This is a genomic window from Pseudomonas sp. RHF3.3-3 (genome assembly GCF_048069595.1).
GTDB classification, from domain to species: domain Bacteria; phylum Pseudomonadota; class Gammaproteobacteria; order Pseudomonadales; family Pseudomonadaceae; genus Aquipseudomonas; species Aquipseudomonas fuscovaginae_B.
Genome location: NZ_CP182250.1, coordinates 6,466,612 through 6,479,186 on the forward strand (window position 1 = coordinate 6,466,612; position 12,575 = coordinate 6,479,186).

A 12,575-nucleotide genomic window follows, 5' to 3' on the forward strand; every position below is an offset into this window, starting at 1 on the left:
CCTGTCGATTCGCTGGTGCGATTACTTGCGGATCGGCTTACGCGGACCTTTGCGAGTACGCGCGTTGGTCTTGGTACGCTGACCGCGCACTGGCAGACCTTTACGATGACGCAGACCGCGGTAGCAGCCCAGGTCCATCAAGCGCTTGATTTTCATGTTGATTTCGCGACGCAGGTCACCTTCAGTGGTGAACTTCGCCACTTCGCCACGCAGCTGTTCAATCTGCTCGTCGCTCAGATCCTTGATCTTCGCGGCTGGGTTGACCCCAGTCACTGCACAGATCTGCTGTGCAGTAGTGCGACCAACACCATAGATGTAGGTCAGCGAGATAACAGTGTGCTTGTTATCTGGAATGTTAACGCCTGCAATACGGGCCATTCAGTGGGACTCCAATTGACAGCTACCTACGCCCCGGAAGCCAAGAAATAGGGCGCGAGATAATATCGCTGTAATAACAAATAATCAACCCAGCAGCGCACTAGCTGCTGGGCTTCAAGCAGATCACACTCAGCCTTGGCGCTGTTTGTGACGCGGTTCCGCGCTGCAAATTACTCGAACCACACCTTCGCGGCGAATAATCTTGCAGTTACGGCACAGCTTTTTCACCGATGCACGAACTTTCATCACCAACTCCTCGAACCTTATGGGTGCTTCAGCGCAGCATGCCGCTGCCGTAGCCCTTCAGGTTGGCTTTCTTCATCAGGGATTCGTACTGGTGCGAAACGAGGTGAGATTGCACTTGGGACATGAAGTCCATCACAACCACGACCACGATCAGCAACGAGGTCCCGCCAAGGTAGAACGGAACGTTTGCTGCAACCACCAGAAACTGGGGCAACAGGCACACGGCCGTCATATATAGAGCACCGAACATGGTCAAACGGGTCAGAACGCCATCAATGTAGCGTGCCGACTGCTCGCCTGGACGGATACCCGGAATAAAGGCACCGGACTTCTTCAGGTTTTCCGCTACGTCTTTCGGATTGAACATCAACGCCGTATAGAAGAAGCAGAAGAAAATAATCCCTGCACTAAACAGCAGAATATTCAACGGCTGACCAGGAGCGATCGACTGCGAGATGTCCTGCAACCAGCCCATACCTTCAGACTGACCGAACCAGGCACCCAACGAAGCCGGAAACAGCAAGATGCTGCTCGCGAAGATAGCTGGAATCACACCGGCCATATTCACTTTCAGCGGCAAGTGGCTGGTCTGCGCAGCGAAGACCTTGCGGCCCTGCTGACGCTTGGCGTAGTGAACAGCAATACGACGCTGGCCACGCTCAATGAACACCACGAAACCGATAATCGCTACTGCCAGCAAACCGATGGCAACCAGGGCGAAAATGTTGATATCACCCTGACGCGCAGACTCGAAAGACTGCCCGATCGCTCTCGGAAGACCGGCGACGATACCCGAAAAAATCAGCATCGAGATACCGTTGCCAACACCGCGCTCCGTAATCTGCTCACCCAGCCACATCATGAACATCGCGCCAGCCACGAACGTGGACACCGCGACGAAATGGAAGCCGAAATCAGCAGAAAAAGCTACGCCCTGACCAGCCAGGCCAATGGACATGCCAATGGCTTGAACAAGGGCCAGGACGACGGTGCCATAGCGGGTGTACTGGCTGATCTTGCGACGACCAGCCTCACCTTCCTTCTTCAACTGCTCCAGCTGCGGGCTGATAGCGGTCATCAGTTGCATGATGATCGATGCCGAAATGTACGGCATGATCCCCAGTGCAAAGATACTCATCCGCTCCAGCGCGCCGCCGGAAAACATGTTGAACAAGCTAAGAATGGTCCCCTCATTCTGTCGAAACAGGTCCGCCAGCCGGTCCGGGTTGATACCTGGAACTGGGATGTGCGCACCTATCCGGTAGACGATAATCGCCAGGAACAGGAAACGCAGACGAGCCCAGAGCTCGGATAACCCGCCTTTGCTGAGCGCTGAGAGAGCACCTTGCTTAGCCATTTATTCCTCGAACTTGCCGCCAGCTGCTTCGATAGCCGCACGCGCACCCTTGGTGGCGGCGATGCCCTTGATAGTTACAGCGCGAGTCACTTCGCCCGACAGCATGATTTTCACACGCTGTACGTTCTGGTTGATCACGTTGGCATCTTTCAGGGACTGCACGGTTACGACGTCGCCTTCCACCTTGGCCAGCTCGGACAGACGCACTTCTGCGCGGTCCATGGCTTTCAGGGAAACGAAGCCGAACTTCGGCAGGCGACGATGCAGCGGCTGTTGACCGCCTTCAAAGCCTGGAGCGATGGTGCCACCGGAACGGGAGGTCTGACCTTTGTGGCCACGGCCACCAGTCTTACCCAAACCGCTACCGATACCACGGCCCGGACGATGCTTTTCGCGACGGGAACCCGGCGCTGGACTCAGATCATTGAGTTTCATCGATTAACCCTCGACACGCAGCATGTAGTAAGCCTTGTTGATCATCCCGCGGTTCTCGGGAGTATCCTGGACTTCTACAGTGTGACCGATGCGACGCAGACCCAGACCCTTCACGCACAGTTTGTGGCTAGGGATGCGGCCGTTGGTGCTTTTGATCAGCGTTACTTTTACGGTTGCCATGATCACAGGATCTCCGCTGCAGTTTTGCCGCGCTTGGCAGCAATGGACTCAGGGGACTGCATGGCTTTCAGACCTTTGAAAGTGGCGTGAACCACGTTTACCGGGTTGGTCGAGCCGTAGCACTTGGCCAGAACGTTCTGAACGCCAGCAACTTCGAGGACAGCACGCATAGCGCCGCCAGCGATGATACCGGTACCTTCAGATGCAGGCTGCATGTAGACCTTCGAAGCGCCGTGGGCGGACTTCGTGGCGTACTGCAGAGTGGTGCCGTTCAGGTCCACCTGGATCATGTTGCGGCGAGCCGCTTCCATGGCCTTCTGGATCGCAGCAGGCACTTCACGGGACTTGCCACGGCCGAAGCCTACACGGCCCTTACCATCACCTACCACGGTCAACGCGGTGAAAGTGAAGATACGGCCACCTTTTACGGTTTTGGCTACGCGGTTAACTTGAACCAGCTTCTCGATGTAGCCTTCGTCGCGCTTTTGGTCGTTATTGGACATAACTTAGAACTCCAGCCCAGCTTCACGAGCAGCCTCAGCCAGCGCCTTGACGCGGCCGTGGTACTTGAAGCCAGAGCGGTCGAAAGCCACCTGCGAGACGCCTGCGGCTTTAGCACGCGAAGCGACCAGCTGGCCAACCTTAGTGGCCGCGTCGATGTTGCCGGTGGCACCATCACGCAGTTCTTTATCCAAAGTCGAGGCGCTGGCCAGGACCTTGTTGCCGTCGGCCGAAATGACCTGGGCGTAGATGTGCTGCGAAGAGCGGAACACGCAGAGACGCACGACTTCGAGTTCGTGCATTTTCAGGCGTGCTTTGCGAGCGCGACGCAGTCGAGTAACTTTTTTGTCGGTCATTTGCTATGCCCTACTTCTTCTTGGCTTCTTTACGACGGACGACTTCGTCCGCGTAGCGCACACCTTTACCTTTGTAAGGCTCTGGTGGACGGAAGTCGCGGATCTCGGCGGCCACCTGACCTACCAGCTGCTTGTCGATACCCTTGATCAGGATGTCGGTCTGGCTAGGCGTTTCAGCGGTGATGCCTTCCGGCAGTTCGTAATCCACTGGGTGCGAGAAGCCAAGGGCCAGGTTCAGGACCGAACCTTTTGCTTGTGCCTTGTAACCAACACCGACCAGCTGGAGCTTGCGCTCGAAGCCTTGGCTAACGCCCTGGACCATGTTGTTGACCAACGCACGCGTGGTACCAGCCATTGCGCGAGTCTGCTGGTCGCCGTTGCGAGCGGCGAAACGCAGCTCACCAGCTTCCTGGACGATCTCGACGGACGAATGGACATTCAGTTCGAGAGTGCCCTTGGCACCCTTCACCGAAAGCTGTTGGCCGGCGAATTTGACTTCGACACCAGCTGGCAGCTTAACGGGGTTCTTAGCGACGCGAGACATGCTTATCCCCCCTTAGAACACTGTGCAAAGAACTTCGCCGCCGACACCGGCAGCGCGCGCAGCACGATCAGTCATCACACCCTTGTTGGTGGAGACGATAGACACGCCCAGACCGCCACGTACTTTCGGCAGTTCTTCGACGGACTTGTACTGACGCAGGCCTGGACGGCTAACGCGCTTCACTTCCTCGATGACCGGACGGCCTTCGAAGTACTTCAGCTCGATGGACAGCGACGGCTTGGCGTCGGTGGTTACCTGAAAACCCGCAATGTAACCTTCGTCCTTCAGGACTTTTGCTACAGCCACCTTCAGCGTGGAAGACGGCATGCTTACGACGGACTTTTCAGCCATCTGGGCATTACGGATTCGAGTTAGCATGTCCGCTAACGGGTCCTGCATACTCATGGGCTAGATGCTCCTGATACAAAAAAAATGAGCCTTGCGGCTGCAACTGTCGCCGAGCTGCTTCACACGTAAAAAGTGCAGGCTCAGGCGAGCCGGTCATTCTAGACATACGCCAGAAATGAATCAAGCCCCAAAAGGGGCTTGATTCAGACTCCAGGTCACCACCGGTCAGGATCTTGCGAGCCCGACCAGGGCGACTGAGGAAGTGCGGCTTACCAGCTGGCTTTGACCAGACCTGGTACGTCACCCCGCATGGCGGCTTCACGCAGCTTGTTACGGCCCAGGCCGAACTTGCGGTAAACGCCGTGCGGACGACCAGTCAGGCGGCAGCGGTTACGCAGGCGCGAGGCGCTGGCGTCACGTGGCTGCTTCTGCAGAGCGATCGAAGCTTCCCAACGTGCTTCTGGACTTGCGTTCAGGTCGACGATGATAGCTTTGAGCGCTGCACGCTTGGTGGCGTACTTGGCAACGGTGAGCTGACGCTTCAGCTCACGGTTCTTCATGCTCTTCTTGGCCATTTTCCTACTCCAATCAGTTGCGGAACGGGAATTTGAAAGCACGCAGCAGGGCGCGACCTTCTTCATCCGTCTTGGCAGTGGTGGTCAGGGTAATGTCCAGACCGCGGAGAGCATCGATCTTGTCGTAGTCGATTTCCGGGAAGATGATCTGCTCTTTCACGCCCATGCTGTAGTTGCCACGACCGTCGAAGGACTTGGCATTCAGGCCGCGGAAGTCGCGAACCCGAGGCAGGGAGATCGACAGCAGACGATCCAGGAACTCATACATACGATCGCGACGCAGGGTCACCTTGACACCGATCGGCCAACCTTCGCGGACTTTGAAGCCTGCGATGGATTTGCGAGCGTGAGTCACGACGACCTTCTGGCCGGTGATCTTTTCCAGGTCAGCAACAGCGTGCTCGATGACTTTCTTGTCGCCGATCGCTTCGCCCAGACCCATGTTCAGGGTGATTTTGGTAATGCGCGGGACTTCCATCACGTTCACCAGCTTAAGTTCTTCCTTAAGCTTGGGAGCGATTTCGTTCCGGTAAATCTCTTTCAGTCGTGCCATGGTCTTCTACCTAGCAGTGTTCAAGCATCAACCGCTTTTTGGGTCGACTTGAAGACACGAATTTTTTTGCCGTCTTCTACTTTGAAACCAACGCGGTCAGCCTTGTTGGTTTCGCTGTTGAAAATGGCGACGTTGGAAGCGTGCAGTGGCGCTTCTTTCTCGACGATACCGCCCTGTACGCCCGACATCGGGTTAGGCTTGGTATGACGCTTGACCAGGTTCAGGCCACCGACGACCAGACGGTCGTCAGCCAGAACCTTAAGCACCTTACCGCGCTTGCCTTTGTCTTTGCCGGCGATCACGATGATCTCGTCGTCACGACGAATCTTTTGCATGTCGGATCTCCTTACAGCACTTCTGGGGCGAGCGAGACGATCTTCATGAACTTCTCAGAGCGAAGTTCACGGGTCACTGGCCCAAAGATACGGGTGCCGATCGGCTCTTGCTTGTTGTTCAGCAGAACAGCAGCGTTGCCATCAAAGCGGATAATCGAGCCATCAGCACGGCGAACGCCGTGACGGGTGCGGACTACAACAGCAGTCATCACCTGGCCTTTTTTCACCTTACCGCGAGGAATTGCTTCCTTCACGGTAACTTTGATGATGTCACCGATAGCTGCGTAACGACGATGGGAGCCACCAAGCACCTTGATGCACATAACGCGACGAGCGCCGCTGTTATCGGCCACATCGAGCATGGATTGAGTCTGAATCATATAATTTCTCCGACCCCTAGCCCTTAGACTTCCACAGCGCGTTCGATAACCTCGACCAGCGCCCAAGACTTGGTCTTGGCCAGCGGACGGGTCTCACGGATGGAGACCTTGTCGCCGATGTGGCACTGGTTGGTTTCGTCGTGCGCGTGCAGCTTAGTCGAACGCTTAACGTATTTACCGTAGATCGGGTGCTTGACGCGACGCTCGATCAGAACGGTGATGGTCTTGTCCATTTTGTCGCTGACAACACGGCCAGTCAGCGTACGGACGGTCTTTTCGGCTTCAGCCATGATCACTTACCTGCCTGCTGGTTGAGCACAGTTTTCACACGAGCGATATCGCGCTTAACTTGCGAGAGCAGGTGAGACTGCCCCAACTGGCCAGTTGCTTTCTGCATGCGCAGATTGAACTGGTCGCGCAGCAGGCCGAGCAGTTGCTCGTTCAGCTGCTGTGCGGATTTTTCACGAAGTTCATTCGCTTTCATCACATCACCGTCCGTTTAACAAAGGAGGTGGCGAGAGGCAGCTTTGCAGCAGCCAGGGCGAAAGCCTCACGCGCCAGCTCTTCAGAAACACCCTCGATTTCATACAGGACCTTGCCTGGCTGAATCTGGGCAACCCAGTACTCGACGTTACCCTTACCTTTACCCATACGAACTTCGAGGGGCTTCTTGGAGATAGGCTTGTCCGGGAATACACGGATCCAGATCTTGCCGCCACGTTTTACGTGACGGGTCAGGGCACGACGTGCCGACTCGATCTGACGGGCGGTGAGACGACCGCGAGCAACAGACTTCAGCGCGAACTCGCCGAAGCTGACTTTGCTACCGCGCAGTGCCAGACCACGGTTGTGGCCGGTCATCTGCTTGCGGAACTTCGTACGCTTTGGTTGCAACATTTGGCGTACCCCTTACTTGGCAGCTTTTTTACGAGGCGCTGGTGCTTGCGGCTTCAGCTCTTCCTGGCGACCACCAATTACTTCGCCCTTGAAGATCCAAACCTTGACACCGATCACACCGTAGGTGGTGTGAGCTTCGTAGGTGGCATAGTCGATATCGGCACGCAGGGTGTGCAGTGGCACACGACCTTCGCGATACCATTCAGTACGTGCGATCTCAGCACCGCCGAGACGACCGCTCACCTGGATCTTGATGCCCTTGGCACCAATGCGCATGGCGTTCTGTACGGCGCGCTTCATGGCACGACGGAACATGACGCGACGCTCCAGCTGCTGAGCTACGCTCTGCGCAACCAGCATACCGTCGAGCTCCGGCTTGCGGATCTCTTCGATATTGATGTGCACAGGCACACCCATTTGCTTGGTCAGGTCCTGACGCAGTTTTTCAACATCTTCACCTTTCTTCCCGATAACGATACCTGGACGAGCGGTGTGGATGGTGATGCGTGCGGTTTGGGCCGGACGATGGATATCGATACGGCTTACGGACGCGCTTTTTAGTTTGTCCTGGAGGTACTCACGCACGTTCAGATCTGCAAGCAGATAGTCCGCGTAAGTGCGACCGTCTGCGTACCAGACGGAGGTGTGCTCCTTGACGATTCCCAGGCGAATGCCAATGGGATGTACTTTCTGACCCATCTCTTCGACTCCGTTACTTGTCAGCAACCTTGACAGTGATATGGCAAGACCGCTTGACGATGCGATCAGCACGGCCCTTGGCACGTGGCATGATGCGCTTCAGCGAACGCCCTTCGTTGACGAAAACGGTGCTGACCTTCAGGTCATCAACGTCAGCGCCTTCGTTATGCTCGGCGTTGGCTACGGCCGACTCCAGCACTTTTTTCATGATCTCGGCGGCTTTCTTACTGCTGAAAGCCAGCAGGTTGAGCGCATCGCCCACCTTCTTCCCGCGGATCTGGTCGGCGACCAAGCGGGCTTTCTGGGCGGAGATTCGAGCGCCCGACAACTTAGCGGCTACTTCCATTTCCTAACCCCTTAACGCTTGGCTTTCTTGTCGGCCACGTGACCACGATAGGTACGGGTGCCGGCAAATTCGCCCAGTTTGTGACCGACCATGTCTTCGTTCACCAGAACTGGGACATGCTGACGACCGTTATGCACAGCGATGGTCAGACCGACCATTTGTGGCAGGATCATGGAACGGCGCGACCAGGTCTTAACTGGTTTGCGATCGTTCTTCTCCGCCGCCACTTCGATCTTCTTCAGTAGGTGAAGATCGATAAAAGGACCTTTTTTCAGAGAACGTGGCACTGTCGTATCCCTCTATTTACTTGCGACGACGGACGATCATGTTGTCGGTACGCTTATTACCACGAGTCTTCGCGCCCTTAGTCGGGAAGCCCCATGGCGATACCGGATGACGACCACCGGAGGTACGACCTTCACCACCACCATGTGGGTGGTCAACCGGGTTCATGGCAACACCACGAACGGTTGGGCGAACGCCACGCCAGCGTTTGGCACCGGCTTTACCCAGGGAACGCAGGCTGTGCTCGGAGTTCGAGACTTCGCCCAGCGTTGCACGGCATTCCGACAGCACTTTACGCATTTCGCCGGAACGCAGACGCAGGGTAACGTACACGCCTTCACGAGCGATCAGCTGAGCCGAAGCACCAGCGGAACGAGCGATCTGTGCACCCTTGCCTGGTTTCAGTTCGATACCGTGTACGGTCGAACCCACTGGGATGTTGCGCAGCTGCAGGGTGTTGCCTGGCTTGATTGGAGCCAGAGCACCTGCGATCAGCTGGTCGCCAGCACTCACGCCTTTAGGGGCGATGATGTAGCGACGCTCGCCGTCTGCGTACAGCAGCAGAGCGATGTGAGCAGTACGGTTTGGATCGTATTCGATACGCTCGACAGTGGCAGCGATGCCATCTTTATCGTTGCGACGGAAGTCGACCAGACGGTAATGCTGCTTATGACCACCACCTACGTGACGAGTAGTGATGCGGCCATTGTTGTTACGACCACCAGACTTCGATTTTTTCTCGAGCAGCGGTGCGTGAGGAGCGCCTTTGTGCAGCTCCTGGTTGACCACCTTGACCACAAAACGGCGGCCAGGGGAAGTCGGTTTGCATTTAACGATTGCCATGATGCACCCCTTCCTTACTCAGCACTGCTGCTGAAATCGAGATCTTGGCCTGGCTGAAGGGAGATAACTGCCTTCTTCCAGTCATTACGCTTGCCCAGACCGCGAGCGGTACGCTTGCTCTTACCCAGAACGTTCAGGGTAGTCACGCGCTCTACTTTCACGCTGAACAGGCTTTCGACGGCCTTCTTGATTTCCAGCTTGGTTGCGTCGGTCGCAACCTTGAAAACGAACTGGCCTTTCTTGTCTGCCAGAACCGTAGCCTTCTCGGAAACGTGCGGGCCAAGCAGAACTTTAAATACGCGTTCCTGGTTCATCCCAGCAGCTCCTCGAATTTCTTCACGGCCGACACGGTGATCAACACCTTGTCGTATGCGATCAGACTGACCGGATCGGAACCCTGCACGTCACGAACGTCGACGTGTGGCAGGTTGCGAGCAGCCAGGTACAGGTTCTGGTCAACAGCGTCAGACACGATCAGAACGTCGGTCAGGCTCAGGCCAGTCAGTTTGCTCAGCAGGTCTTTGGTTTTCGGGGTTTCAACAGCGAAATCCTGAACAACGACCAGACGATCAGTACGCACCAGCTCAGCAAGGATGGAGCGCAGGGCTGCGCGATACATCTTCTTGTTCAGCTTCTGGGAGTGATCCTGAGGACGAGCTGCGAAAGTGGTACCACCGCCACGCCAGATTGGGCTACGGATAGTACCGGCACGAGCACGGCCAGTACCTTTCTGACGCCATGGGCGCTTGCCGCCACCGGAAACGTCGGAACGGGTCTTCTGCTGCTTGCTACCTTGACGGCCGCCAGCCATGTAGGCCACGACTGCTTGGTGAACCAGCGTCTCGTTGAATTCGCCGCCAAATGTCAGTTCGGAAACTTCGATCGCTTGAGCGCCATTTACATTTAATTGCATGTCAGCTTCCCCTTAACCGCGAGCCTTGGCTGCTGGACGTACAACCACGTTGCCGCCAGTAGCGCCAGGAACAGCGCCCTTGACCAACAACAGATTGCGTTCAGCGTCCACGCGCACTACTTCCAGGGACTGCACGGTCACGCGCTCAGCGCCCATGTGACCGGACATTTTCTTGCCCTTGAATACACGACCAGGAGTCTGGCACTGGCCGATAGAGCCTGGAACGCGGTGGGATACGGAGTTACCGTGGGTGTTATCTTGCCCGCGGAAATTCCAACGCTTGATCGTACCGGCGAAGCCTTTACCCTTGGACTGACCGGTTACATCAACCAGTTGGCCAGCGGCGAAGATTTCAGCATTGATCAGATCGCCAGCCTTGTATTCGCCTTCTTCAAGACGGAATTCCAGGACGGTGCGACCAGCGGCTACGTTCGCCTTGGCGAAGTGGCCCGCTTGAGCTGCTGTAACACGCGAAGCGCGACGCTCGCCGACAGTGACTTGCACTGCACGGTAGCCATCGGTTTCTTCAGTTTTGAACTGGGTGACGCGATTCGGCTCGATCTCGATGACCGTGACCGGAATGGAGACACCTTCTTCGGTGAAAATACGGGTCATACCGCATTTACGACCGACTACACCAATAGTCATGTTGTAAACCTCATGAGTGTACGGGGCTTTCACCCGCTATGGCCGCCCATTTCAGAGCGTTACACGACCAAGACCTGAGTCTTAGCCGAGGCTGATCTGCACTTCCACGCCTGCCGCAAGATCGAGCTTCATAAGAGCGTCAACGGTTTTATCCGTTGGCTGGACGATGTCCAGGACGCGCTTGTGAGTACGGATCTCGTACTGGTCACGCGCGTCTTTGTTGACGTGCGGGGAGACCAGAACGGTGAACCGCTCTTTACGAGTAGGCAGTGGAATTGGACCACGCACTTGAGCACCAGTACGTTTCGCGGTTTCCACGATTTCCTGGGTGGATTGGTCGATCAGGCGATGGTCAAAAGCCTTCAACCTGATACGGATTTGCTGATTTTGCATTGGATTTCAGACTCCGGCTGCTATTCCCACCGGGCGCAATACGCCCGTTAAAAGGAGGCGCAATTCTATAGACGCCCCCATAAGGTGTCAACCCAATAAAAAAGCCCCCGCTGAGCGGGGGCTTTTTCAAAGCATCGAAGCTATCTCAAAAGAGAAGCTTACTCGATGATTTTGGCTACAACGCCAGCACCAACGGTACGGCCGCCTTCGCGGATTGCGAAACGCAGACCGTCTTCCATTGCGATGGTTTTGATCAGAGTGACAGTCATCTGGATGTTGTCACCTGGCATTACCATTTCAACGCCTTCTGGCAGTTCGCAGTTACCGGTCACGTCAGTAGTACGGAAGTAGAACTGTGGACGGTAGCCTTTGAAGAACGGAGTGTGACGACCGCCTTCTTCCTTGCTCAGAACGTAAACTTCTGCGGTGAACTTGGTGTGCGGCTTGACCGAACCTGGCTTGACCAGAACCTGGCCACGCTCAACGTCGTCACGCTTGGTACCACGCAGCAGAACGCCGCAGTTCTCGCCAGCACGACCTTCGTCGAGCAGTTTGCGGAACATTTCAACACCGGTGCAGGTGGTGGTGGTGGTGTCACGCAGACCAACGATTTCCAGTGGGTCCTGGACCTTGACGATACCACGCTCGATACGACCGGTAACTACGGTACCGCGACCGGAGATCGAGAACACGTCTTCGATTGGCATCAGGAATGGCTGGTCGATAGCACGAACTGGCTCAGGGATGTAGGCATCCAGAGTTTCTACCAGCTTCTTGACAGCGGTAGTACCCATTTCGTTGTCGTCTTTGCCTTCCAGCGCCATACGAGCCGAACCGATGATGATCGGAGTGTCATCACCTGGGAAGTCGTAGGTGCTCAGCAGGTCGCGAACTTCCATCTCGACCAGTTCCAGCAGCTCAGCGTCGTCAACCAGGTCAGCCTTGTTCAGGAAGACCACGATGTACGGAACGCCTACCTGACGGGACAGCAGGATGTGCTCACGAGTTTGTGGCATCGGACCATCGGCAGCCGAGCAAACCAAGATCGCGCCGTCCATTTGGGCAGCACCGGTGATCATGTTCTTCACGTAGTCAGCGTGACCTGGGCAGTCAACGTGAGCGTAGTGACGAATGTTCGAGTTGTACTCAACGTGCGCGGTGTTGATGGTGATACCGCGAGCTTTCTCTTCTGGAGCGCTGTCGATCTTGTCGAATTCAACGACTGCGGAACCGAAAACTTCGGAGCAAACGCGAGTCAGAGCAGCGGTCAGAGTGGTTTTACCGTGGTCAACGTGACCGATGGTGCCAACGTTGACGTGAGGTAGGGAACGATCAAATTTTTCTTTAGCCACGACAATTAACT

The 12,575-nt window shown here is 56.0% G+C and carries 25 protein-coding genes; all 25 read right to left on the reverse strand.

The features are described 5' to 3' along the window. Positions 1–21: 21 nt before the first annotated feature. The gene (gene rpsM / locus ACMGT0_RS28390) at positions 22–378 is read right to left on the reverse strand and encodes a 30S ribosomal protein S13 (protein ID WP_017901542.1); all 357 of its coding nucleotides are present in this window, start codon (positions 376–378) and stop codon (positions 22–24) included. Between the two features lie 129 nt (positions 379–507). Beyond that, positions 508–624, reverse strand: coding sequence for a 50S ribosomal protein L36 (gene rpmJ, locus ACMGT0_RS28395; protein WP_002555468.1), 117 nt, complete (start codon positions 622–624; stop codon positions 508–510). 28 nt (positions 625–652) lie between these two features. Then, entirely contained in the window at positions 653–1,981 is a 1,329-nt protein-coding gene (gene secY / locus ACMGT0_RS28400) for a preprotein translocase subunit SecY (RefSeq protein ID WP_010443917.1), read from the reverse strand. Further along, a complete protein-coding gene (gene rplO / locus ACMGT0_RS28405) occupies positions 1,982–2,416 on the reverse strand; it encodes a 50S ribosomal protein L15 (protein WP_010220318.1) in 435 nt (144 codons plus the stop codon). Between the two features lie 3 nt (positions 2,417–2,419). Continuing rightward, positions 2,420–2,596: a 50S ribosomal protein L30 gene (gene rpmD / locus ACMGT0_RS28410; protein ID WP_054059482.1), complete on the reverse strand. Its 177-nt coding sequence runs from the start codon at positions 2,594–2,596 to the stop codon at positions 2,420–2,422. 2 nt (positions 2,597–2,598) lie between these two features. Continuing rightward, a complete protein-coding gene (gene rpsE, locus ACMGT0_RS28415; protein ID WP_017901539.1) occupies positions 2,599–3,099 on the reverse strand; it encodes a 30S ribosomal protein S5 in 501 nt (166 codons plus the stop codon). Positions 3,100–3,102: 3 nt separating this feature from the next. Next, positions 3,103–3,453, reverse strand: a complete 351-nt coding sequence (gene rplR, locus ACMGT0_RS28420; protein WP_017901538.1) for a 50S ribosomal protein L18 — start codon at positions 3,451–3,453, stop codon at positions 3,103–3,105. Between the two features lie 10 nt (positions 3,454–3,463). After that, positions 3,464–3,997: a 50S ribosomal protein L6 gene (rplF, locus tag ACMGT0_RS28425; RefSeq protein WP_017901537.1), complete on the reverse strand. Its 534-nt coding sequence runs from the start codon at positions 3,995–3,997 to the stop codon at positions 3,464–3,466. Between the two features lie 12 nt (positions 3,998–4,009). Continuing rightward, positions 4,010–4,402 carry a 30S ribosomal protein S8 gene (gene rpsH, locus ACMGT0_RS28430; protein WP_017901536.1) on the reverse strand — a complete coding sequence of 131 codons (393 nt, stop codon included), beginning with the start codon at positions 4,400–4,402 and terminating at the stop codon, positions 4,010–4,012. 212 nt (positions 4,403–4,614) lie between these two features. Further along, entirely contained in the window at positions 4,615–4,920 is a 306-nt protein-coding gene (gene rpsN, locus ACMGT0_RS28435) for a 30S ribosomal protein S14 (protein ID WP_017901535.1), read from the reverse strand. Between the two features lie 13 nt (positions 4,921–4,933). Continuing rightward, a complete protein-coding gene (gene rplE / locus ACMGT0_RS28440) occupies positions 4,934–5,473 on the reverse strand; it encodes a 50S ribosomal protein L5 (RefSeq protein ID WP_054059483.1) in 540 nt (179 codons plus the stop codon). A 20-nt stretch (positions 5,474–5,493) separates the two neighbouring features. Next, on the reverse strand, positions 5,494–5,808 hold the full coding sequence (gene rplX, locus ACMGT0_RS28445) for a 50S ribosomal protein L24 (RefSeq protein WP_010443924.1): 315 nt from the start codon (positions 5,806–5,808) through the stop codon (positions 5,494–5,496). 11 nt (positions 5,809–5,819) lie between these two features. Continuing rightward, a complete protein-coding gene (gene rplN, locus ACMGT0_RS28450) occupies positions 5,820–6,188 on the reverse strand; it encodes a 50S ribosomal protein L14 (RefSeq protein ID WP_009397502.1) in 369 nt (122 codons plus the stop codon). A 23-nt stretch (positions 6,189–6,211) separates the two neighbouring features. Further along, complete coding sequence (gene rpsQ / locus ACMGT0_RS28455) at positions 6,212–6,478, reverse strand: 30S ribosomal protein S17 (RefSeq protein WP_026144794.1); 267 nt, start codon at positions 6,476–6,478, stop codon at positions 6,212–6,214. Positions 6,479–6,480: 2 nt separating this feature from the next. Beyond that, positions 6,481–6,672, reverse strand: a complete 192-nt coding sequence (gene rpmC, locus ACMGT0_RS28460; RefSeq protein WP_002555481.1) for a 50S ribosomal protein L29 — start codon at positions 6,670–6,672, stop codon at positions 6,481–6,483. Continuing rightward, the gene (gene rplP / locus ACMGT0_RS28465) at positions 6,672–7,085 is read right to left on the reverse strand and encodes a 50S ribosomal protein L16 (protein WP_003228729.1); all 414 of its coding nucleotides are present in this window, start codon (positions 7,083–7,085) and stop codon (positions 6,672–6,674) included. Before rplP ends, rpmC begins: the two co-directional genes overlap by 1 nt. 12 nt (positions 7,086–7,097) lie before the next feature. Continuing rightward, positions 7,098–7,784, reverse strand: coding sequence for a 30S ribosomal protein S3 (gene rpsC, locus ACMGT0_RS28470; RefSeq protein ID WP_007924192.1), 687 nt, complete (start codon positions 7,782–7,784; stop codon positions 7,098–7,100). A 13-nt stretch (positions 7,785–7,797) separates the two neighbouring features. Continuing rightward, the gene (rplV, locus tag ACMGT0_RS28475; RefSeq protein ID WP_003304070.1) at positions 7,798–8,130 is read right to left on the reverse strand and encodes a 50S ribosomal protein L22; all 333 of its coding nucleotides are present in this window, start codon (positions 8,128–8,130) and stop codon (positions 7,798–7,800) included. Positions 8,131–8,141: 11 nt separating this feature from the next. Then, a complete protein-coding gene (gene rpsS / locus ACMGT0_RS28480) occupies positions 8,142–8,417 on the reverse strand; it encodes a 30S ribosomal protein S19 (RefSeq protein WP_002555486.1) in 276 nt (91 codons plus the stop codon). Between the two features lie 16 nt (positions 8,418–8,433). Then, entirely contained in the window at positions 8,434–9,258 is an 825-nt protein-coding gene (rplB, locus tag ACMGT0_RS28485; protein ID WP_017901532.1) for a 50S ribosomal protein L2, read from the reverse strand. 14 nt (positions 9,259–9,272) lie between these two features. Continuing rightward, a complete protein-coding gene (rplW, locus tag ACMGT0_RS28490; RefSeq protein ID WP_002555488.1) occupies positions 9,273–9,572 on the reverse strand; it encodes a 50S ribosomal protein L23 in 300 nt (99 codons plus the stop codon). Further along, a complete protein-coding gene (rplD, locus tag ACMGT0_RS28495) occupies positions 9,569–10,171 on the reverse strand; it encodes a 50S ribosomal protein L4 (protein WP_017901531.1) in 603 nt (200 codons plus the stop codon). The genes rplW and rplD overlap by 4 nt, the downstream gene beginning before the upstream one ends. A gap of 12 nt (positions 10,172–10,183) precedes the next feature. Beyond that, positions 10,184–10,819 (reverse strand): 50S ribosomal protein L3, encoded by a 636-nt coding sequence (rplC, locus tag ACMGT0_RS28500; RefSeq protein WP_010443950.1) that lies wholly within the window; start codon positions 10,817–10,819, stop codon positions 10,184–10,186. An 81-nt stretch (positions 10,820–10,900) separates the two neighbouring features. Continuing rightward, positions 10,901–11,212: a 30S ribosomal protein S10 gene (gene rpsJ / locus ACMGT0_RS28505; protein WP_003186070.1), complete on the reverse strand. Its 312-nt coding sequence runs from the start codon at positions 11,210–11,212 to the stop codon at positions 10,901–10,903. A gap of 158 nt (positions 11,213–11,370) precedes the next feature. Then, positions 11,371–12,564 (reverse strand): elongation factor Tu, encoded by a 1,194-nt coding sequence (gene tuf / locus ACMGT0_RS28510; protein WP_026144793.1) that lies wholly within the window; start codon positions 12,562–12,564, stop codon positions 11,371–11,373. Between the last annotated feature and the right edge of the window lie 11 nt (positions 12,565–12,575).